The sequence below is a fragment of the Natronorubrum halobium genome, from assembly GCF_051351675.1.
GTDB lineage: Archaea > Halobacteriota > Halobacteria > Halobacteriales > Natrialbaceae > Natronorubrum.
Window position 1 is genome coordinate 439,972 of record NZ_CP195596.1, and the last position, 21,457, is coordinate 461,428.

At 58.6% G+C, this 21,457-nt stretch carries 15 protein-coding genes and 1 pseudogene; 8 read left to right on the top strand and 8 right to left on the bottom strand.

Features of this window, described 5'->3' with window-relative positions:
- Window positions 1-7: 7 nt before the first annotated feature.
- A complete protein-coding gene (locus ACSFC7_RS25990) occupies window positions 8-394 on the bottom strand; it encodes a Rid family detoxifying hydrolase (protein ID WP_436348176.1) in 387 nt (128 codons plus the stop codon).
- Between the two features lie 213 nt (window positions 395-607).
- On the opposite strand from ACSFC7_RS25990, the gene solA (ACSFC7_RS25995) reads away from it, so the two are divergent.
- Window positions 608-1,744 (top strand): N-methyl-L-tryptophan oxidase, encoded by a 1,137-nt coding sequence (solA, locus tag ACSFC7_RS25995; protein WP_436348178.1) that lies wholly within the window; start codon window positions 608-610, stop codon window positions 1,742-1,744.
- Window positions 1,745-2,161: 417 nt separating this feature from the next.
- On the opposite strand, the gene ACSFC7_RS26000 is transcribed toward solA (ACSFC7_RS25995), so the two are convergent.
- Window positions 2,162-3,544, bottom strand: coding sequence for an aspartate aminotransferase family protein (locus tag ACSFC7_RS26000; protein ID WP_436348179.1), 1,383 nt, complete (start codon window positions 3,542-3,544; stop codon window positions 2,162-2,164).
- 713 nt (window positions 3,545-4,257) lie between these two features.
- Here ACSFC7_RS26000 and ACSFC7_RS26005 point away from each other — a divergent pair.
- Entirely contained in the window at window positions 4,258-5,391 is a 1,134-nt protein-coding gene (locus ACSFC7_RS26005) for an alanine racemase (protein WP_436348181.1), read from the top strand.
- 120 nt (window positions 5,392-5,511) lie between these two features.
- Here ACSFC7_RS26005 and ACSFC7_RS26010 read toward each other — a convergent pair whose 3' ends face one another.
- A complete protein-coding gene (locus ACSFC7_RS26010) occupies window positions 5,512-6,120 on the bottom strand; it encodes a trimeric intracellular cation channel family protein (protein WP_436348183.1) in 609 nt (202 codons plus the stop codon).
- A 218-nt stretch (window positions 6,121-6,338) separates the two neighbouring features.
- Here ACSFC7_RS26010 and ACSFC7_RS26015 point away from each other — a divergent pair, with 218 nt between their 5' ends.
- Entirely contained in the window at window positions 6,339-7,811 is a 1,473-nt protein-coding gene (locus ACSFC7_RS26015; RefSeq protein WP_436348184.1) for a CoA-acylating methylmalonate-semialdehyde dehydrogenase, read from the top strand.
- A gap of 249 nt (window positions 7,812-8,060) precedes the next feature.
- Here the strand turns inward: ACSFC7_RS26015 and ACSFC7_RS26020 are convergent, their stop codons facing one another.
- Together ACSFC7_RS26020 and ACSFC7_RS26025 are read right to left on the bottom strand one after the other, a co-directional pair.
- Window positions 8,061-9,248: an MFS transporter gene (locus ACSFC7_RS26020; protein WP_436348186.1), complete on the bottom strand. Its 1,188-nt coding sequence runs from the start codon at window positions 9,246-9,248 to the stop codon at window positions 8,061-8,063.
- A gap of 408 nt (window positions 9,249-9,656) precedes the next feature.
- A pseudogene (locus tag ACSFC7_RS26025) lies at window positions 9,657-11,480 on the bottom strand (FAD-linked oxidase C-terminal domain-containing protein); the annotation flags it as partial.
- A gap of 106 nt (window positions 11,481-11,586) precedes the next feature.
- Here ACSFC7_RS26025 and ACSFC7_RS26030 point away from each other — a divergent pair.
- A complete protein-coding gene (locus ACSFC7_RS26030) occupies window positions 11,587-11,985 on the top strand; it encodes a VOC family protein (protein ID WP_436348188.1) in 399 nt (132 codons plus the stop codon).
- Window positions 11,986-12,133: 148 nt separating this feature from the next.
- Here ACSFC7_RS26030 and aceB read toward each other — a convergent pair whose 3' ends face one another.
- Window positions 12,134-13,441 carry a malate synthase AceB gene (gene aceB, locus ACSFC7_RS26035; protein ID WP_436348190.1) on the bottom strand — a complete coding sequence of 436 codons (1,308 nt, stop codon included), beginning with the start codon at window positions 13,439-13,441 and terminating at the stop codon, window positions 12,134-12,136.
- 203 nt (window positions 13,442-13,644) lie between these two features.
- Between aceB and ACSFC7_RS26040 the strand changes: the two genes are divergently transcribed.
- From ACSFC7_RS26040 to ACSFC7_RS26050, 3 genes are all read left to right on the top strand, one after another.
- Window positions 13,645-14,829, top strand: coding sequence for an NAD(P)/FAD-dependent oxidoreductase (locus tag ACSFC7_RS26040; RefSeq protein WP_436348192.1), 1,185 nt, complete (start codon window positions 13,645-13,647; stop codon window positions 14,827-14,829).
- Between the two features lie 298 nt (window positions 14,830-15,127).
- Window positions 15,128-16,312, top strand: coding sequence for an NAD(P)/FAD-dependent oxidoreductase (locus tag ACSFC7_RS26045; RefSeq protein ID WP_436348193.1), 1,185 nt, complete (start codon window positions 15,128-15,130; stop codon window positions 16,310-16,312).
- A gap of 220 nt (window positions 16,313-16,532) precedes the next feature.
- Window positions 16,533-16,892: a RidA family protein gene (locus ACSFC7_RS26050; RefSeq protein WP_436348728.1), complete on the top strand. Its 360-nt coding sequence runs from the start codon at window positions 16,533-16,535 to the stop codon at window positions 16,890-16,892.
- A 283-nt stretch (window positions 16,893-17,175) separates the two neighbouring features.
- Here the strand turns inward: ACSFC7_RS26050 and ACSFC7_RS26055 are convergent, their stop codons facing one another.
- Together ACSFC7_RS26055 and glyA are read right to left on the bottom strand one after the other, a co-directional pair.
- A complete protein-coding gene (locus ACSFC7_RS26055) occupies window positions 17,176-18,621 on the bottom strand; it encodes an aldehyde dehydrogenase family protein (RefSeq protein WP_436348195.1) in 1,446 nt (481 codons plus the stop codon).
- A 197-nt stretch (window positions 18,622-18,818) separates the two neighbouring features.
- A complete protein-coding gene (gene glyA, locus ACSFC7_RS26060; protein ID WP_436348196.1) occupies window positions 18,819-20,078 on the bottom strand; it encodes a serine hydroxymethyltransferase in 1,260 nt (419 codons plus the stop codon).
- Between the two features lie 212 nt (window positions 20,079-20,290).
- Between glyA and solA (ACSFC7_RS26065) the strand changes: the two genes are divergently transcribed.
- Entirely contained in the window at window positions 20,291-21,427 is a 1,137-nt protein-coding gene (solA, locus tag ACSFC7_RS26065) for an N-methyl-L-tryptophan oxidase (protein ID WP_436348197.1), read from the top strand.
- Window positions 21,428-21,457: the final 30 nt, after the last annotated feature.

Sequence of the window (21,457 nt, forward strand, 5' to 3'; positions counted from 1 at the left end):
GACAGCTTCAGGACAGGTTCGCGATAGCGTCGATCTCAACGTCGACATCGTCGGGGAGTCGGGCAGCTTCTATACAGACCCTCGCCGGCGGGACGTCACCGAAGTGCTCGGCGTAGGCCGCGTTGACGGCGTCGTAGTCATCGAGGTCGTCGACGTACACCGTCACCTTCACGACGTCGTCCAACGTGCCCCCTGCTTCCTCGACGACCGCTCGGAGGTTTTCCATCACACGATCGGTCTGCTCTCCAATGCCGCCCTCCACTTCTGCTCCAGTCTCGGGGTCGACTGGACCGAACCCCGATACGAAGAGGAACCCGTCGGCGATGACGCCCTGCGAGTAGGGGTTGTCGTTCTGTGGTGCTCTCTCCGTGGTTACCTCCGTCTGCTTACGCATGTCAAGTACCTCACCGTCAACGTAAGTAACAGTTTCTATATCGAGCAGAAAATCCGATGTGTGACGAGTGGTCTCACTTGCTGTGCTTCAGATCGCTCACTACTACGCGATACTAAACTGGCCTTCCCGAATTCCACTTGTTGTTTGTAGGCACACGGGGGCTTGAACAACCTCACCAAAACAACTATTAAGTCCTATTCGAAATATGTCCCAATGCCACAGGGCAATAGCTACGACGTAATCGTCGTCGGCGTCGGTGGAATGGGAAGCGCTACCGTGTACCACCTCGCGAAGCGCGGCGTCGACGTGCTGGGACTCGAACGGTACGACATCCCGCACGCGAACGGGTCCTCTCACGGCGAATCGAGACTGTTACGCTTACCCCAGACCAAGGGACACGAGTACGTTCCATTGGTTCGGCGAGCGAAGGAGCTCTGGCTCGACCTCGAGGAGGAGGCAGGGAACGAGATCTTCGTCGAAACAGGGACGATCGGGATCGGTCCCGCCGGGTCCGACAAGATCACGGACGCCGTCGATTCGTGCGACCGCTACGACATCGAGTACGAACTGCTGTCGTCCGACGAGGTCACCGACCGATTCCCGGCGTACGACATTCCCGACGACTACCAAGGGCTCTATCAGGACGACGGCGGGTTCGTCGCGAGCGAGAAGGCGATAACCGCGCACGTCCGGCAGGCGCAATCACACGGCGGCACCGTACACGCGCGAGAGCGAGTACGCGACTGGGAGCCCCTCGGTGACGGCGTGCGCGTCACCACCGACCGCGGGACGTACACCGCGGATCACCTCGTCGTCTCGTCGGGAGCTTGGGCTGGCAAACATCTCGATCTGCTCTCGGGGAAACTGCAACCCGAACGGCGAGTGCAAATCTGGATTCAACCAGAGCGAGAAGCGGACTTCGCACCCGAATCGTTCCCGGGATTCACGTTCCAGGCCCCCAGCGGCTCCTACTACGGGTTCCCGAACTACGAGCGACCGGGATACAAGTACGGAAGAACGCCTGAAACGCCGGACGTGATCGACCCGGACGACTGGCAGGACGAGCCCACTCTCCAGGACGACGAGTTTCTCAGACGGTTGGCGAACGACCACTTCCCGACCGGACAGGGGCCGACGATGGCGATGTCCTCGTGTATCGTCACGCGTTCAGTGGACAATCACTTCTACGTCGACACTCACCCCGAGTATCCGCAGGTGGCGATTGCGGCCGGCTTCTCGGGGTCGGGGTACAAGTTCTGTAGCGTGATCGGCGAATCACTCGCCGATATCGTGACGACCGGTGACACCGAGAACCCGATCGAGAAGTTCCGATTTGGGAATCGTCTCTGAACCGGTCGTAGGATCGTCGAAGACCGTTAGGGACGCATTCTCAACGATCCGGTAGTTGATGGCGGTTGCGTTCAGATCCCCGAATGGAACTTCCGCCTCCGGTGATGACCTGAAGGACGACACGTGCGAAGACAGCGATGGATAGCCGACCATCGAGAACCGTAGTTATTGAAAAGAGCAGTCTAAATCCTCCTCTCCCGAATCGTGGCTATGTAGACGTCGTATCCATTGGCTATCGACAATGCTTCGTCGTACGGGTTCGACCAGAGGAGGGGGTTTCTCGACCGAGAAACGTCAGTCACTAGTGAGGTCACCGTTAGCAATGGTTCTTCGAATTCAATGAGCACACCGCGGTCGAGTCATCAAACTGCGGTCTTCGTTCTCGACCACGGTAACTGGAAACCGAGCGGCTGGTCGTCAGTCGGCGACCGATGCGGTGGCCGTCGCGTGGTCGATCGCATCCTCGACGACGTCGAGTGCCGTTTCGGCGAGGTCACGGGTGAGGACCAGTGGCGGGAGGAGCCGGAGGATGTTACCGTGTCGTCCTGCCTTCCAGACGAGGACGCCGTTTTCGAAGCAGTAGTCCTGGATGGCGTCGCCGATGTCGCCGTCCGGCTCGCCGTCGGTATCGACGAACTCCGCGCCGATGAACAGGCCCTTGCCGCGCACGTCGACCAGCTGCGGGTTCGACTCGGCGACCTCCTCGAGGCGAGTCCTGATGTAGTCGCCGAGTTCGCGTGCGTGGGCCAACAGGTCGTGCTCCTGGATGTACTCGATGGCGCGGGTCCCGGCACGCATGCCGACGACGTGACCGCGGTACGTCCCGGCGTGATCGCCGGAGTCCCACGTGTCGAGGTCCTCGTGGTACATCGTCGCGGACAGGGGGAAGCCGACGCCGCCGAGGGCCTTCGCGGACGTCATCACGTCTGGCGTCACGTCGTACCACTCGCTCGCCCACCACTGCCCGGTCCGCCCAAGCCCGGCCTGAATCTCGTCGAAGACCAGGGGGATGTCGTTGTCGGTGGCGATGTCGCGCAGCCCCTGCAGGAAGCCTTCCGGCGGCGCGACGACGCCACCCTCGCCCAGCAGTGGTTCGACGAAGATTCCCGCGGGATTTGCGAGCCCGCCGTAGGGGTCCTCGATGATAGCCTGAACCTCTTCGAGGGCGTGGTCGACGGCCTCCTGTGGCGCTTTGTCCATGTGGAACGGGTACGGGTACGGCGCGTGCACCACGTCGGGGAGCAGTGGCGTGTATGCTTCTTTGAATTTCTTATTCGACGTGACGCTCATCGCACCGCTGGTCGCGCCGTGATAGGCGCCGCGAAACGCGATGAGGCCGTCGCCGCCGGTGTTGTACTTGGCGAGCTTGATCGCCGCTTCGATCGCGTCGCTCCCCGTCGGACCGCCGAAGACGGTACGCATGTTGCCCTGAAGACCGTCGGGCGCGATCTCGTCGAGCTTCTCGATGAGCTCGAGGCGCGCCTCGGTGGGGAAGTCGACGGTGTGGACGAACTTGTCGGTCTGCTCGTGGACCGCGTCGAGGACGTACGGGTTCGAGTGACCGACGTTGAGGACGCCGATGCCGGCGAACATGTCGATGAACGTGTTGCCGTCGACGTCGCGAACGGTCGCACCCTTCCCCTCGTCGAACGCGATAGGGATGTCTTCGGGGTAAGCGACAGCACTGGAGTCTATCCGTTGTTGCTTCTCGATGAGCGCGCGCGATTTCGGGCCGGGAACGGAGTCGACCGAGGGTGCATCGTCGAAGTGTAACTCCTCTATCGTTGGGCTGTGTACCATATGTGTACTACCCTGATTCGGAACTCCCATAAATATGTACATCGGCTTGTCGATTCTCGTCCGAGGGGCTGACGTACTGCTCTCCAGTTCGCGTTGCGAACCACGCGGGAGAACGGTCAACTGGACCACCGTATGAGGACCCTCGCGTGCATATGGACTCATTCCAACGTGACCGCGCCGAGATCACCGAAGATCAGCATCTATGACGGGGTTCGGACCCCGTTTATATGTGGACGACTTTGGAATTACAAGTGTAGTGCTGTAATACGGTCATCCGATAATGCACTTGAAACCACGGTGAATGGCGTTGCAACCCCCCTCATCACCAGAATTTCTACTACTTCCCGGGGCACAGTCCAAAGTAAAGTAGGGATAAATACAGAGTTGCATCTATTTCCGATGTAGAGACAGTGGAGAGAGATTCCCCTAGTCGAACGAAAGTCGGGGATAATCGTTGCGAGGTCGCCGTTTTATGTGAGAAAGAGGCGTTACGGCCCTGTAACGACGTACGAAAATCATAACAGCATCGAACGTGCCGTCAGAGAAGCTAAACGGCCAGCTAGTTATATGAGCAACAGCTGTAGGAATGCCAAAGCGGCGATTATTGAAACATGGCCATCCGCGTTCGCAATTGCATGGAAGTAACTGACTGAACACCACCCCGAATCAGTTCCAGCAGAGATATAGTCTCCCTTGTCGAGGAGCTGAATTACATGCCACTTCCGTCCTTCGCAGAGATGCAACCCACCCTCGGAAAGTCAGTTGACGAACTCGAGACACCGATTGTGATTGGCGACCTCGACGTGTTAGAACGGAACCTCGAGACCTTTCAGTCACTCGCCGAGCGTTCGGGAGTCTCCGTTCGGTCCCACACCAAGGCACACAAGATTCCCGAAATCGCGCGACTCCAAGAAGAGTACCTCGATCACGGCGTCCTCTGTCAGAAGTTGAGCGAGGCTGAAATCATGGCGCGGAACGGTATCAAGGACATCCTCCTCGTCTGTCCGGTCGTCAGCGAGACGAAACTCGACCGCCTCCTCTGGGTCGCAGACCACACCGAACACTTCGCAACGATGATCGAATGCCGAGGAAATATCGAACCCCTCCAATCGGCGGCAGCGGCTCGAGACGTGACGATCAACGTCGTCCTAGAAATGGAAGTGGGACTCGACAGGATGGGCGTCGAACCCGGCGAGCCGGCGCTCGAAGTGGCTGAGTTCATCGACGCCCAACCAAATCTCTCCCTCGAAGGGGTACTCGGGCACGACGCTCAAGTGTCCATTGACGCGGACACCGAAGAGGAGTATTTCGCGGGTTGTCAGGGCGTTGCTGACGATTTATCGTTGACTGTCGATCTCCTCGAAGCCGCAGGAATCGAAGTGGAAACCGTCACGAGTGGCTGCAGTGCTACGGCGCGGTTCATGGCGAAACAAGATGTCATCACCGAACTCGACCCCGGTCGATACGTGTTCAACGACGCAACCCTCCTCGAGAGCCGGGTCGACATCGGAAAGGAGGACTGTGGCGCGACGGTCCTGACGACGGTCATCTCGCGGCCCACTGACGACCGAGCTATCGTCGATGCCGGTTCGAAGACGATCTCCTACGCGGAATGGACCAACCCCGTCCCCAAGAGTCGCGACGACCTAACGTTCGAGCGGAAGTGGTCTGAGCACGGAATGGTCGACGTGAGCGAAACCGGGGAAGAGGTCGAGGTCGGCGACCGTCTCGAGTTCATCGTCCCCACCTTGTATGGGGCCGTCAACCTCCAGGACACGATCCCGGGCGTTCGGGAGGGACGTGTCGAGGAGGTCTGGCAGGTTGAGGCCCGCGGGAAAGACAAGTAACGTCTCTCCGGCAACCAGTTGCCAGCAACGAGCAGCGTAATTCGGCTGCAGTTCGTAGTCACCATCGACCTCCTGCGCATTACGCTACGAACGAATCTTAGTCAGGTGACTCGAATTGGATTACTTACTCAGTAAGCCTATGTTCTGTACGGTCGGGAGATCCCAGTTATACGTAACAGCGGCGAACCGGGCCACGACAGTCACTACCGCACACATCACAGCAGCCGTACTCTCGGTCATCCCCACTGTTCCCACGATCCAGTAGCCACTCCCACCAAGGACGGCGCAACTAGCGTAGAAATCTTCAAAGAGGATGAACGGAGATCGATCAAGGAGAATATCTGCAAACGCACCTCCTCCGACGGCATTAATTGTTGCAATAGCGATGACACCGAATGCTGAGACACCTGCCTCAGTTGCAACGATAGCACCGGTCGTAGCGAAGGCAGCGAGTCCGATAGCATCCGCGACGAGAGTAATTGGATGGGTATCCGGTGACGACAAAAAGACGCTTAGTACAATTGCTAGGACGACACCGAATAGCCCGAGACTGATTTCGACAGGAGACTGGAGTGCTAACGGAACTCTCGTTACGAGCAGATCGCGGGTTGCTCCACCAGCAAACGCCATCGCTAGCCCCACGATTATAATCCCAAAGACGTCGAACTCCTCACGAATCGCCTTTGATGAGCCAACGAGGGCGAACGCAACCAAGCCGATGGTGTTCATCAGAGCGAATGGGTCGCCAAACAGGATTGCGATGTAGTCCGGTCTCACGGCTCTCGGTTACGAGGTCGAATTTCTTGAGTGCCTCGTATTAACACTCTACTCAGACGCGTTGTAGGGGTAGCTGTCTTGGGATTGACGATATTGATCTGACAAGAGGGCTATCCGAGATCGGTTGCCACGACACGCAGAACTATTGTTGTAGAGTTAGAGTACTCAATGTGGACAATCGAACAGTACCAGAGACTCAGGTACAGAACCTGATCGGTGCATCGAGACGGACACCGAGTGAAGGGGAAGTGTACTCGGTCTCAAATCCCGCTACAGGAGAACAGATCACCGAGTTCCACGAAAGCACGCCTGCGGCTGTCGACGAAGCAGTGACGGCAGGCAGCGACGCGTTCGACTCGTGGAAGAACACACCGGTCGAGGAACGGATCCAGCCACTCTTCGAGTTCAAACAGCTCCTGGAGGATCACCAGGACGACATCGCCGAAACCGTCGTGAGAGAACACGGGAAGACCCTCGACGAGGCCCGAGGAGAGATCAGGCGCGGCATCGAGAACGTCGAGGTCGCCTGTGGAATCCCGTCGATGATGCAGGGCGGCCACCTGCAGAATGCAGCCCCGGAAATCGACGAAACCGCGGTACGGAAACCGCTCGGCGTCTTCGCCGCAGTGACGCCGTTCAACTTCCCGGCAATGATTCCCCTCTGGTTTCTCCCCTACAGCGTCGCGACGGGGAACACCTTCGTCCTGAAACCGAGTGAGAAGTGCCCACTGACCGCGCAGTACCTGATCGAGCTCGCGGTCGAGGCTGGCTTCCCCGACGGCGTCGTCCAGCTCGTGAACGGTGGCGCGGACACCGTGAACGCGCTCATCGAACACCACGGCATCTCCGGTATCAGCTTCGTCGGGAGCACGCCGGTCGCCAAGCACGTCTACGAGTCCGCAGCGAAGCACGGAAAGCGCGTCCAGGCGCAAGGCGGCGCGAAGAACCACGTTCTCGTGGCGGCCTCGGCCGATCTCGACTTCGCGGCGGAGCAAACCGTTAGTTCTGCGTTCGCGAACACCGGTCAGCGGTGCCTCGCGAATCCCGTTGCCGTCGTCGAGGACGACATATACGACGCGTTTGCGGAGCGCGTCGTCGACGAAGCTGCGAACATGGCAGTCGAGAATGGACTCGAGGAAGATACCGACATGGGTCCGCTCATCTCCGAAGTGCATCGCGAGAACGTCCTCTCCTACGTCGAGACCGGTATCGAAGAGGGCGGTAAACTCCTCCTCGATGGCCGCGATAGTGACCTCCCGTCGAAGGGGTGCTTCCTCGGACCGACGGTCTTCGGCGAGGTCGATCCGGACGCGACGATCGTCGAAGAGGAGATCTTCGGTCCAGTCCTTGCACTCATCCGCGCGGAAGACTTCGATCACGGTCTCGAGCTCGTCAATCGAAGCGACTTCGGGAACGCCTCCAGCCTCTTCACCGAACGAGGGAGTGACGCGAAGCGATTCCGTCACGAGGTCGACGCCGGCAATCTCGCGGTCAACGCGGGCACCGCCGCCCCGATGGCGTTCTTCCACTTCGGGGGCAGAAAGGCCTCCTTCTTCGGTGACCTCCACGCACAGGGCGAAGACATGATACACTTCTACACCGACAAGTCGATCTACATCGAGCGCTGGCCAGATACCCAATAACTGCCCGTTTTCATTCTAGAAACTTCAGCTACGAACACCGACCTCTGCCCGCTAACAGTTCCTACTCAGGATTGATGAATCGGTTGTCGGCTTGGTCGAGAAACTATTCTATATGATGTATTCTCTGGATCCGGCTGTTTCATATCGGGAGACGACCTGGATTACCAGAGATTAGGCGGAGTACAAGGTGTGTCGTGACTGAAAGCTTCTCTTGGAGACGCTTCTGATGACGCCATAGCGACCCCGGCGTTAGGACCTTGTACTTGGGAGAAAGTGACCGGTCTCTCGTCGGACACCAACTAGGAGGACCAGGGCGGCCGCGACTGGCAAAGCCGCACAGAATGTATATACGGGCCAGAAGCCGACGAACTCGACGGTCGGGACTGCCACAATGGGTCCGGACGCACCGCCGATATCCCCAAAAACGTTGTTTGTCCCTACGGCCCGACCCATTTCACTCTCGGCGACCAGATCACCTAACAGCGCCATCAGTGGCCCGCTTGTGCCGCCCTGTCCGAGCCCGATACATACACAGGCGATAGCCAGCAGTAACGCTGAGTCCGCGATTGCAAATAGGAGGAAACCGGTCGACAGAACGCCCAGAAACAGAAGCAAAATCGGGACTCGTGACTGAGCCTGATCGCTGATGGACCCACCGAGATACATCGATAGGCCCGCAGCAAATACGGTGAAGCCCATGAAGATCCCTGAGGATCCCTGAGCATCGAATCCGAAGGCGCTGAGTTGGTTCTGGTTAAGGAAGAGGACGAGCGTCGCGAACAGTGCCCCGATGTAGACAAAAAGCACGGCGAAGTTCACGAGTCCAATCGTGACCGCAGGGAGATCCATCTTGATTTCCCATGGTTTAACCAATTGATTCACTTCTCCTTCAACGTGTGTTTCGGGCACCGTCTGGTGTGCAATGACGCTAGCGAGGAACGCGAAGACGGTAGCGACCCCGAACGCGACGATATCCCCGGAGAGTTCACTGACGATACCGCCGAGTACCACTCCCGTCGGAAACCCGAAAAGTACCCCGCCTCGGATGAGGCCCATATTCGATCCACGCGATTTGCCGTCGCTGATGTCATCGGCGATTGTGTACGCAGTCGCGAAGACGAGCGCGCTTCCAACACCCCAGAGGAGGCGGGCACCTAAGAACCACGCTTCAGGAAGCGGTGCGATCATTGCGACCACGTGGCCGAACGTAGAGATTCCCTGGACGTACATTCCGATAACGAACGGTTTTCTCGTCCCGAATCGGTCCACGAGACTCCCGGCTGGTGCATTCGTGAGCAGACGCGAAAACCTGTTTGCGCTCAAGATAAGTCCGACGAGAAAGGGGGAGAACCCGAGAACAGTCCCGAGATTCGGTAGGATGGGATAGACTACGCCGCCGCCAAAGCCGATGAAAAACGTACTGGCGATGACTGACACAAGAACAAGTCGTTTCTCGGTTTTCGTTCCAGGATGCCAACTATTCACATTCGAAACGACCGTTCCTGAACTCCTTGAATGTAACCAATCCGGAACCGATGAGTCTGTCGTACTATGATTAGTTCAATACTAGTAGTTGAAAATAATTATTGTGTGAGTGTTCGTATCTCCCGATTAGAGCGATCGATTCAAATTGTGAGTGAGACCGTGAACCACGCGTTCAATAGCGTCCGTACTCGGTCAACCAAGTGAAATTGTGGCCGTCGAAACCGACCGCTTGCAATGCTTCAAAACCGATGACGACGGTTCTATTGGCGGCCTTGTCGAGCAATGACTGAACGGATCTCTCTCACGAGGTGCTCCGGAATGGATTGTAAATTCTACTGCATACGAACGCGAGGCGTTCTCGTCGGTCTGTCGGCACGTCCCACAGCCGTTACAAAGTTCGACCAGATGCGAGAACCCACCCTGGTCCTCAAAGTCGAGCGTCGTCTGCGGTTCCAGGGAGTGGTAGTCGGCGCCGTACCGGAGGTTCTCTCGCATATCGGCACCGACGCCCCTATCGGAGTCGGGGCCGACGTCGTCTGGGCCGTCGCGGTAGACGACGTTCCCGGGATGCATCGCCCAGCCTGGGTCGAACGCGGTCTTCACTTCCTTGAACGCGTTCCAGAGATCGTCACCGTACATCTTCGGGTTGAACTCGGTGCGCGCCATCCCGTCGCCGTGCTCGCCAGAGAACGAGCCGTGGTGTTCCAGAACGAGATCCGTCACGTCCTCCGTTATCGAGTGCATCGCTTCGATACCGTTCTCGCTCTTCAGATTGAGGATCGGCCGAATGTGAAGCGTGCCGGAGCCAGCATGCGCGAAGTACGACGCGGAGGTACCGTGGTCGTCCAGGACGTCCTCGAACTTCTCGACGTACTCAGCCAGCTCTGCGGGCGGGACCGTCGCGTCCTCGATGAACGGATAGGGCTTCGGGTCGCCCTCGAGCGACATCAGGAGCGGGATTGCTGCCTTCCGGAGCTTCCAGAGGTCGGCCTGGTCCTCCTCGGAGTACGCCTCGATGACGTCGAACGCCTCCCCTTTCTGCAGGAAGCGTTCGTTGGTAGCGCGGACGGCCGACTCGAAGTCGTCGTGGAGCTCCGAATCGTATTCGACCATCAACGTGGCCTCGGTACCTTCCGGTATCGACTTGACGTACTCCGAATAACCGTCGGACGCCGCTGCCAACCGGAACACTTCGTCGTCCATGAGTTCGACGGCGCTGACGTCGTACTCGAGTGCGACCGGGACCGCTTTCATCGCGTCGACGAGGTCGTCGAAGCAGTATAGCGCCAACGCAGTCTCATCGGGGACCGTGACCAGCGACAGTTCGGCTTCGACGATGACTCCGAGCGTGCCTTCTGACCCGACGAACAGCTTCGAGAGGTTGATGACGCGTTCACCCTCCTCGTTCTCGTCGATGACGCGGTCGAGATTGTACCCGGACACGGACCGCTTCAGGTCTGGATAGCGTTCTTCGATCTCGCTCTGGTTCTCCTCGACTGCGTTTCGAACCGTCTCGTAGATTTCCGCTTCGCGGTCGTCCTTCGAGACGATTTCGTTCCACTCTGCTGAATCCAGCGTGACTTCCCGGGCGTGGATGAGGGAGCCGTCGGAGAGCACCGCCTTGACCTCTTCAGTATACGCGTCGGTGATCCCGTACCGCACCGAGTGCGCCCCCGTTGAGTTGTTCCCGATACCACCGCCGACTGTCGCCCGATTGGAGGAGGCGGGGTCCGGCGCGAACTTCAGTCCGTCCGACGCGAGTCTGTCGTCGAGGTCGTCTTGGACGACGCCGGGCTGGATTCGAGCGCGGTGCTCGTCCGGTCGGACGTCGAGCACGTCGTCCATGTGCCGAGACATGTCGAGGACGACACAGCCTGGGCCGACGGCTTGTCCGGCTAGCGATGACCCCGCTCCCCGCGGCATCACCGGCACGTCGTGGTTCGTGGCCACCTCGATCGTCTTCTGGACGTCAGTGGTATCCTCGGGGTAGACGACGCCAGCGGGTTCGGCGCGATAGATGCTTCCGTCGGTTGCATAGAGAATCCGGGCGTACTCGTCGAACTCGACACCACCGGAAACCGTCGCTCGGAGGTCCTCGGCCAGGTCACGATACGCTCTCGTATCCGAGCGATCAATGTCCAGGTCGTGAACCGACCACTCCGACTCGCCATCCTCAGCGGCCATGATGCTGTAATTTCCCCCAAGAGCGACGATAAAGGTTGTGCTCAATGTATACGCTCCACGAACGAATCCCGTTAACTATTTCCACAAGAGCCAACGTATCGTAGGCATGCCACGTGCAGCAATATTACACGTTTGTCTGAACGTCGCCGATGCATCCGAATCGATCGAGTTCTACGAACAGCTCGGATTCGAACGATCGTGGCAGTTCACCACCGCCGATGGCGAGACGACGAACTACTACATAGCGGACGAAAATGGCGTCGAACTACAGCTCTCGGAAACCACCGGTGAGGAGGACTTCGAGATGGGCTCCGGCTGGGACCATCTCGCGCTCGGCGTCGACGACGTCGACCAGACCGTCGAGACCATCGGCCACTACGGAATCGCCGAAAAGCCCGGTACACAGCCCGAGGCGGGCGCTTACACCGCATTCATCGAAGATCCGGATGGACACCTCGTCGAGCTCATCGAACCGCTCGAGGTTGACGAATCGCCTGAACCGTAGATATCAGCGGGGGAGCAAACTGTAGGGCCTAATCCCCTCCAATTTCAGCAAGAGTGTCCGATGCAAGGCGAGTCCGATGTGATGTACCGGCGGGAGAATTTGAGTTCGATTTTCGACGCGGACCCCTCGAACGATGCAGTGCTGTCGTTCAGGCCCCGACGTTCGTCGCGCGTTGGACGACGTCCGACCCGTACATCTCCTCGAGCTCCTCGTGCTGGTCCGGACGATGTTGGTAGACGTCTTGGAAGAGCGCAACAGGAGTCTGCGCGGCCTGATACGTCGCCTCGTCCCACATCCGGTCATTGCTCAGCTCCACGGTGACACCGTCGATGACGATCGTTGCGGCCTGTGTCATCGCGATAGCGCCCTTGCCAGCCTCCTTGGCAGCCTCGAACTCCTCCATCGAATCGACGATATCGTCCATACTCGGGACGTACGCAGTGAGATCGAGCAACTCCTCGTTGAGTTCGTCCTCGTCGAGTTCGCGCTCGTCACCACCAACGGACAGGATGTACTGGTCCTCTCCCGTCTGTTCAAGTCCGATTTCGTCGCCATCGTAGACGTGCTGGCCGTCTACGTGCTCCAGTTCGATCGTCTGGTCGGCGAGTTCGAGTAACCAGCTGCCGGTCTTGGGCGGGAGTGGTGCCTTGTTCGCTTCGACGACCTGCCCGGGCGTCAGCGACCAGATCCCGAGCATCCCCTTCGCCTGATTCTCGGTCATCCGATCGTTGTAGCCTTCGACGTCGCGGATGTCGTCGTATGGACCGTCGACCGCGATGAGGCCGGCAGCGCTCGCGCCACGGGAGGTGTTGTGGCGGAGCTCCGGCCACGGTGGGAGTTCCCCAGTCGGCGTCATCGCTCGCATGTCCTTGGTGTAGTCGACCTCGCCGTCGACGAGCAGGAATAGGCGTTCGAGGTTGTTGGAGGGCTTGCCCATTTCCTCGCGGAGGTCTCCCATTGCGAGTTCAGCTTCACCGCTTTCGACGATGACGGACATGGAGAGACTCCCCTCCTGGAGCCCATGTTCGTTCTCGATGATGGTGACGAACTCGTCGGCCTTCTTCCAGTCGTCGATGTCGCCGACCTCCGGAATGACGAACCCGTCGATGTGGTCGACAGCACCGTTCTCGGGATTCGCAATTTCGAGCATCTGCTGGAATCCCTGGTATCGCGTCGATGGGCTCTCACGATGCCATACGACGCGGGGGTGGATCTCGCTGGGGTAATCGGAGCCGTGTTCGGCGACCACGTCGATGATGTTCTCGACGCCTTCAGCTCGCATGGTCGGCGCCGTCGCATCCTCGTTGTCAGGCACCCAAGCGTCTGGTGCCTGTATCCCTCGAACCTGCGCTGCACTGCGCAGCATCTTCGCCGAATCCGATTCACCTTCGACCGCTGTCGGTGTCGTAAAGAACGTCCGAACGAACTCGCGCTCGTAATGTCTCTTCGTACTCATTTGACCATCTGAGTAGTCTTCGCACGACCTATTAAACATTATGTGTCACTAACATTGCTGTTGGTGGTCCCTGTCGCAGTTTTCAGATGAGTACAGTACCGAATGCATGTTCGTCAATCATACGAAAACGGGGCACGTATTTTTTTCAATTGGGTGGGTACTAGCGGAAGAAATAATATGACGTGCCAGGAACAAGGACCTGGATGTCACGGACGTACGCAGTCATTGGCGGAGGGATCGCTGGAGCGAGTATCGCGTATCATCTCAGTGAGCGAACCGACGAGGAGATCGTCGTCTTCGAAAAGGGCGAACTGGCGACTGAGACGACGGCGAAGTCGATCGCTCAGTTCGGATTCTATGGGGACGAGACGCAGTATCAGATGAAGCGATACGCGAAGCGTCTCTACAATCAGTTCTTCCAGGAGGCACAGTCGCCTCTCGAATACGTCTCTGCGGGCCATCTTTACCTCACGGGGGAGACAGAAACGGCAGAGGAGTTGAAGGCAGCGATCGAAGCTGGCGGCGACGACTCGCTGGCATCGTACGCGAACGGATTCGAACGCGACTCGGTCGAGTATCTCCCCGGAGACGAGATCTACGATAAGGTACATGCGCCACTACTCGACGAAGATCGCGTGGAGGGGGCGCTATTCCGCCCGAACGTGGGCTACATGACCCGACCGAGGGAACTCACGCTCGAGTTCATCGAACGGGCGAAGGAGAATGGAGTCTCCATCCGTACAGAGACAGCGATTACTGACGTAGAGACGGAATCGAACCAGGTTTCAGGCATAGTAACCGATGACGGCGAGCGAATCCCGGTCGACGAAGTCGTCTGTGCGGCAGGCCCGTGGAACAAAGAACTCGCCGAATCGGCCGGCGTTTCGGTGCCCATGAAGCACACCCTCGCTCCCGTATTGCAAATTACGCCACCCGGGCAGTGCGAATATGCGATGCCTGGAATCAGTCACATCGATTCGTCCTTCTCCTTCTATTCCCGCAACAACGACGAACTGCTCGCCGTCTACTACCCGGGCGGATACGACAAGGCTAGCGAGTTCGATCTCGACGAGATCGATGATGCAGTTCCATCCGATATCCGCAGCGACGCGTTGGACGAGATGGAGAAGCTATTCCCAGTCGCACAGGGCTGCGAGGTGACCGACGAGTGGACGGGCGTTCGATCGGTTACCCCCGATGGAAACCCGATCGTCGGGTGGACCGAGCTAGAGGGCTTCTCGATCGCGGCATTCCACACGTCTGGGATTCAGCTCTCACCGGCTATCGGAAAAATGATCGCAACCCAACTCGTGGACGGTGATCGCGGTGAGTACTACGATGCTCTCTCGATCAGCCGTTTCGACGATCATACCGACTACCACCAGTAACGCTGTTCGGTGAGTCGTTCCTGCTAACCGGCGTGTAGCGCCTGGATTTACCACATCACCAGACGGTCGATATCGTGGACGGCAGGTTTCAGACGAGTCTCGTTGCTGCAGTCGTTCGCGTACGGCGTCATTGTGCACGTGGTCGAACGGCGAGAAGACGGCCCTGGTCATTGATTCTGGTGCTATCGGGGCGCGTTGACCCACGGACCGTGCACGATTGTCGGAGTCAGATGATTCCAAACCAAATTCTTAGAAGCAGCACAATATTTATCTCAAATGAGTACTTTTCTTCTCAGAAGTGAGGGAAACGACAGAGTATGCGATTATCGGAGGCGGTATTGCCGGTGCGAGCATCGCCTACCACCTGAGTGAGCGGACGGACGTATCGATTACGGTCTTCGAGCGAACCGCTCCGGCCTCGGAGACGACGTACAAGTCAGTCGCGATGATGGGGCTCTACGGTGACGAAGTGCAGTACCGGATGAAACGGTATGCGCTCGAGTTCTACAATCAGTTCTTCGCGGATCGTCGGGCTCACCCTCAATACACGTCGATGGGTCGGCTCGTTGTCGCCACTACGGAAGAGGGCGCATCGAAGCTCCAGCGAGCAGCCCAGGGGAAGGCGGATATCGGGATGGTCGCCAGCAACATCGGGAACGCACAACTCGAGTACATTCCGGGGGACGAGCTCCAGAAGACCCTCATGGTGCCGCCGGTGAACACTGACGAGATCGAAGGTGCGCTTCACCGACCCAAAGTCGGGTACATGAATCGTCCACAGGAACTGACCTACGAGTTCATCGAGCGGGCGAAGGAGAACGGCGTGGAGTTCCGGTCGAACACGCCCGTCGACGAGGTCGTGACCGATAGTGGGCGCGTCACCGGCCTCGAAACGGAAGCCGGCTTCGTCGAAACACAGCACGTAGTTAGCGCAGCAGGGCCGTGGAACATCAAGATCTGCAACCAACTTGGACTCGACGTTCCGTTACGGCATACGCTCGCCCCCGCAATTCAGCTCCAACCACAGGAAGACCTCGAGTGTTCGCTTCCGAGTATCGAGCCGTTCGACTCTCCGTACTCGATCCACAGACAGAAGGAAGACGAAGTGATCGTGTCCCACTATCCGGGGTCCTATCAGGAAGCCGGTACCGAATACGACCCCAGTAAACAGAGCGATTCGGTCCCGAGCGATATCCGGGAAGGGGCTATCGACCAGATCGACCGCCTGCTGCCGAGCCTCCTCACCGCAGACATCGTCGACGACTGGGTCGGCGTCCGTTCCCTGACTCCTGATAAGAACCCGATCGTCGGCTGGACGGCCATCGAAGGGTTCTCTCTGGCCGCATTCAATACGTCAGGTATTCAACTTTCGCCTGCGGTCGGGGAGATCATCGCTCGACAGCTCGTCGACGGAGACCCTACGGAGTACTACGACGACCTCTCCATCACGCGCTTCGACGGTCATCCTGACGTTCGCCAATAGTTTCGAACGGCCCCTATAATGGAACTCCACCAGTTCGATCCGACGCTTCCCTAGCTGGCCCTCCCCGCTGATAGAATCTAGCGTCTTACTGAATTCGCTCCGGACTTCGAGAGAGGTCGACCAACTGACCCGTTCCTGATACCCGCACAACGGCCAACTACCAGTGGAATTGATAAAGACATAAGTATTGAGACGGTGAGTTCGAATCCGTCTGGAGGTTATTAGCCCAGATGGCGTTTACGAGAGTAGTTCACCGAATTCACGTGCAGTCGTTCACGACGACATAGTGTACGTCTCCGGTATCGTCGGTTACGACGGCGAGACAAACGAGTACGGTGAGACCATGACCGAACAGACCCGCCTCGCGTTCGAGAACATCGAGACGACCCTCGAGGCAGCAGGGTCCTCTCTCGACAACCTTCTTCGGTTGGAAGTATTCTACAAGGATGCCGATCTGAAGCGGGATATGGACGAGGTGTTCCGGGAATACCTCGACGAACCCTACCCGACGCGTGCTGCCCTCGTCAACGACTTCAGTGGGGACGCGCTGCTCGAAGTCGTCGTAACCGCGTATCGCTGAATTCTTCGAGGGTTCCTTTTTCAGCCTGTGTGTGCTTGTTAGGCGTCGTTCGATCTCGGTGAACCTACTCACGTCACTAGTATTCGGGACCGAGCGGTACTGATCGTTTCTGATCTCACCGGTGGAGACCACGAGCCTTATCGAGAAGACCGGAAGGAGGTACACGCCAACCACTGTGGTTGACGTTCAGTCAAGCCACTGTTATCATCTCCGGTTCGGTCGTAGTGATAGCGCCGAACAACCGGGTATTACGAAGAGTCCTCTCGAGGATGCTCTTTGAATCCTAACTCTCGTACTTGAAGCAGATGTTCTTTACCTGCGAGTACTGGTCAAGCGCTTCGGTCCCTTTCACGCGTCCGAAGCCGCTGTTCTTCACCCCGCCGAAGGGGGCTTTGATGCCGCCAGCATACCATTCGTTGACGTAGACCTGGCCCGAACGTAACTCGCGTGCGATACGGTTCGCCCGGTCGATGTCCTTCGTGGCGACGCCACTGGTGAGACCGTACTCGACGTCGTTGGCGATCTCGATCGCCTCTTCTTCGTCGCTGAATTCGATGACCGACAGTACGGGGCCGAAGACCTCCTCTTGAGCGATCCGGTCGTCGGGAGACACGTCGTCGAATACAGTCGGTTCGATGAAATACCCCTCGGAGACGTCTGGGAGGGACTCGGTGCTCCGTCCTCCAGTGACGAGATTCGCCTCTTGTTTTCCGATCTCGATGTAGTTCCGGACTTTCTCGAAGTGGTCGCTACCGATCAGTGAACCAATGTCCGGATCATCCACTCCCGATCCGACGGTTAGCTCCTCGAACCGCTCTACAAGGACGGGGATGAAATCCTCGTGGATAGCTTCGTGGATCAACAACCGGCTCGCTGCACTGCAGGTCTGGCCAGCGTTACTCAAGCAGGCGATGACGAGATCGTCCGCCATCTCGTCGAAATCGGCGTCCGGGAACATCAGGTACGGGTTCTTCCCGCCGAGTTCGAGCGTCACTGGCGTCAGGTTTTGCGTGGCGCTCTCCATCACTTTTTGGCCCGTACGCACACTACCTGTGAACCCGACCTTGTCGATATCCGGATGGGCGCTCACTGCCGCACCCGCTTCGTCGCCAAATCCGGGCACGATATTGACGGCCCCATCGGGAATCGACGATTCGGCGATGAGTCTCCCCATCTCGATAGCGGTCAGTGGCGTCAACTCGGCAGGCTTGACGACGACCGTATTACCGACGGCCAGAGCTGGTGCCAGGGACCGGGCAAAGAGCTGGACCGGGTAATTCCAGGGGACGATCTCTCCGACGATACCGTACGGTTCACGCCGAGTGAAATCGGTGTATCCCGAGCCGACCGGGATGCTATCCTCGCGTGTGACGTCGATCGCGGATGCGTAGTACTCGAAGTAGCGTGCAGCCTGGTTTACGCTGTGTTGACTGTTAGAGAGGGGCTTTCCTTGGTCGAGGCAATCCAGTTTCGCTAACCGATCCGCGTTGTCCCGAAAGTTCGTTGCTATCTCTCGCAGGATGGCGGCACGTTCGGCGTTACTGGTCTCTCGCCACTCCGACTCGAAGGCTTCGCGGGCGGATTGAACAGCGGTGTCGACGTCCTCTTTCGCGCCTCTCGAAACCGTTGCAAGCTGTTCCTTCGTCGCGGGATTGTCCGTCTGGAACGTCTCTCCGCTCGACGCCCCCGTCGTCTTCCCATTTATCACTAGCTCGAATTCCGAGTCCAAGTCTAGTGCTGATGGGCTATCAAGGGAACTCATAGTTCTACGTATCTCTTCTGTATATTAAAAGCAGCGGTAGGGTAGATAGTTCGGGATTATAGAATGTTCACGTCAGGGGCGAAGTCCTCCGAGACACCGAGCCGGCGATTCTACACGGGGTTCTAGTGTGGGACCACTGGGACGAACAGAACTGGATGCGACTCCTAGAGAAGATCCTCGTAGAGCGGGTTCTCGTCGCAGAGGACCTGGACTTCCTCCCGGACCGATTCCCGAACCGACTCGTCGTCGGGGGCGTCGAGGACTCGAACGACCAGATCCGCAACCGCTCGCAGGTCCTCCTCGTCGAAGCCACGAGTCGTGAGTGCAGGGGTCCCGAATCGGATACCTTGCGGGTTCCACGTGTCCGGATTGGACTCGCCCGGCACCCGTTGCGCGTTCAGGACGATGTTCGCGTCCTCGAAGATTTCTTCCGCGTCAAGGCCGGAGAGGTCCGGGTGGGTCTCTTCGAGATCGACCAGGACCATATGGACTTCAGTCCCGCCTGAGAAGACGGAGATACCCTGTTCCTGTAGGCGATCGCTGAATGCCTGCGCGTTGTCGACCACCTGCTGCGCGTACTCCTCGAATTCGGGGCTCAGGGCCTCCTTGAACCCGGCTGCTTTGCCCGCGATGCAGTGCATGTGCGGGCCGCCTTGCGATCCGGGGCTGACTGCGCTGTCGACGTCGGAGGCGTGTTCCTCGTCGCACATGATGATGCCACCGCGTCCAGCTCGGATGGTCTTGTGCGTGGACCCGGTGACGAAATCTGCGATACCGACCGGATTGGGGTGGACGCCCCCTGCCACGAGACCGTTGATGTGTGCGATATCCGCGAGGTGGTACGCGTCGACGTCCTCCGCGATATCCTGAACTCGCTCCCAGTCGACGATGTGAGGGTGCATCGAGTATCCTGAGATGATCAGGTCAGGTTCGAACGCTTCGGCGTGCTCGCGAAGTCCCTCGTAGTCTACGTGACCCGTATCAACGTCGATTCCGTACTGTTCGACCTCGTAAAACTGGCCTGCGGAGTACGCCTGGTGTCCGTGGGAGCTGTGAGCGCCTTGATTCTGGTCCAGCGCAAGGATCTTGTCACCGGGGTCGAGGGCGGCGAGGTAGACTGCCTCGTTCGCCTGCGTCCCGGAATGCGGTTGGATGTTGACGTGCTCGGCACCCCAGAGTTCCTTGGCACGATCGATGGCGAGCTCTTCGAGCTCGTCGGCATACTCGCAACCACCGTACCAGCGGGTCCCAGGGAGGCCTTCCGCGTACTTGTTTGCCATGACGCTGCCCTGGGCCTTGAGGACGGTCTGGCTGACGTGGTTCTCGCTGGCTATCATCTGGAGCGAATCTCGTTGCCGATTGAGTTCCTTCGTGAGTATCTCCCCTAGCTCAGGGTCCTCTGCACGGACAGGATCGTAATCCATGAGCGTTGGTATGAGTAATGAAGTACATAAAGATGCTTGTTCCTGTACAGTGGTATTGAATCAGCTACGATCGATCCTCTCCCGTTCGTCCCCCGAATTCGCTCGACTCAAGGAGTGCTATCAGGGCCTTCAGCTCCCCCAGAGTTGGCGACGTGGCCACTGCCGACGTTGCTGCCGAAAAGCTTTTTCCACATTATACGAAAGATAGCCCAATGTCACAGGGCGATAGCTACGACGTAATAGTCGTCGGAGTCGGCGGAATGGGAAGCGCTACCGCGTACCACCTCGCAGAACGGGGCGTCGACGTGCTCGGAATCGAACGATACGACATCCCGCACACGCACGGGTCCTCCCACGGCGAATCGAGACTACTGCGCTTGCCACAGACGAAGGGACACGAGTACGTCCCGCTGGTTCGGCGCGCGAAGGACCTCTGGCTCGACCTCGAGGAGGAGGCAGGGAACGAGATCTTCGTCGAAACAGGGACGATCGGGATCGGTCCCGCCGGGTCCGACAAGATCACGGACGCCGTCGATTCGTGCGACCGCTACGACATCGAGTACGAGCTGCTGTCGTCCGAGGAAGTCACTGACCGATTCCCGGCGTACGACATCCCCGACGACTACCAAGGGCTCTATCAGGACGACGGCGGGTTCGTCGCGAGCGAGAAGGCGATAACCGCGCACGTCCGGCAGGCGCAATCACACGGCGGCACCGTACACGCGCGAGAGCGAGTACGCGACTGGGAACCCGACGGTGACGGCGTCCGCGTCACCACCGACCGCGGGACGTACACCGCGGATCACCTCGTCGTCTCGTCGGGGGCATGGGCTGGCAAACATCTCGATCTGCTCTCGGGGAAACTGCAACCCGAACGGCGAGTGCAAATCTGGATTCAACCAGAGCGAGAAGCGGACTTCGCACCCGAATCGTTCCCGGGATTCACGTTCCAGGCCCCCAGCGGCTCCTACTACGGGTTCCCGAACTACGAGCGGCCGGGGTACAAATACGGAAGAGAACCTGAAACGCCGGACGTGATCGACCCGGACGACTGGCAGGACGAGCCCACCCTCCAGGACGACGAGTTTCTCAGACGGTTGGCGAACGACCACTTCCCGACCGGACAGGGGCCGACGATGGCGATGTCCTCGTGTATCGTCACGCGTTCAGTGGACAATCACTTCTACGTCGACACTCACCCCGAGTATCCGCAGGTGGCGATTGCGGCCGGCTTCTCGGGGTCGGGGTACAAGTTCTGTAGCGTGATCGGCGAATCACTCGCCGATATCGTGACGACCGGTGACACCGAGAACCCGATCGAGAAGTTCCGATTTGGGAATCGTCTCTGAACCGGTCGTAGGATAGTCGAAGACCGTTAG

What these genes read in the sequence shown, in the direction of transcription:
- ACSFC7_RS26000 (WP_436348179.1), bottom strand. Translation starts at nt 3,544, where the DNA reads ATGGTACACAGCCCAACGATAGAGGAGTTACACTTCGACGATGCACCC.
- ACSFC7_RS26030 (WP_436348188.1), top strand. Translation starts at nt 11,587, where the DNA reads ATGCCACGTGCAGCAATATTACACGTTTGTCTGAACGTCGCCGATGCA.
- aceB (WP_436348190.1), bottom strand. Translation starts at nt 13,441, where the DNA reads ATGAGTACGAAGAGACATTACGAGCGCGAGTTCGTTCGGACGTTCTTT.
- ACSFC7_RS26005 (WP_436348181.1), top strand. Translation starts at nt 4,258, where the DNA reads ATGCCACTTCCGTCCTTCGCAGAGATGCAACCCACCCTCGGAAAGTCA.
- ACSFC7_RS25990 (WP_436348176.1), bottom strand. Translation starts at nt 394, where the DNA reads ATGCGTAAGCAGACGGAGGTAACCACGGAGAGAGCACCACAGAACGAC.
- glyA (WP_436348196.1), bottom strand. Translation starts at nt 20,078, where the DNA reads ATGGATTACGATCCTGTCCGTGCAGAGGACCCTGAGCTAGGGGAGATA.
- ACSFC7_RS26010 (WP_436348183.1), bottom strand. Translation starts at nt 6,120, where the DNA reads ATGAACACCATCGGCTTGGTTGCGTTCGCCCTCGTTGGCTCATCAAAG.
- solA (WP_436348178.1), top strand. Translation starts at nt 608, where the DNA reads ATGCCACAGGGCAATAGCTACGACGTAATCGTCGTCGGCGTCGGTGGA.
- ACSFC7_RS26040 (WP_436348192.1), top strand. Translation starts at nt 13,645, where the DNA reads ATGTCACGGACGTACGCAGTCATTGGCGGAGGGATCGCTGGAGCGAGT.
- solA (WP_436348197.1), top strand. Translation starts at nt 20,291, where the DNA reads ATGTCACAGGGCGATAGCTACGACGTAATAGTCGTCGGAGTCGGCGGA.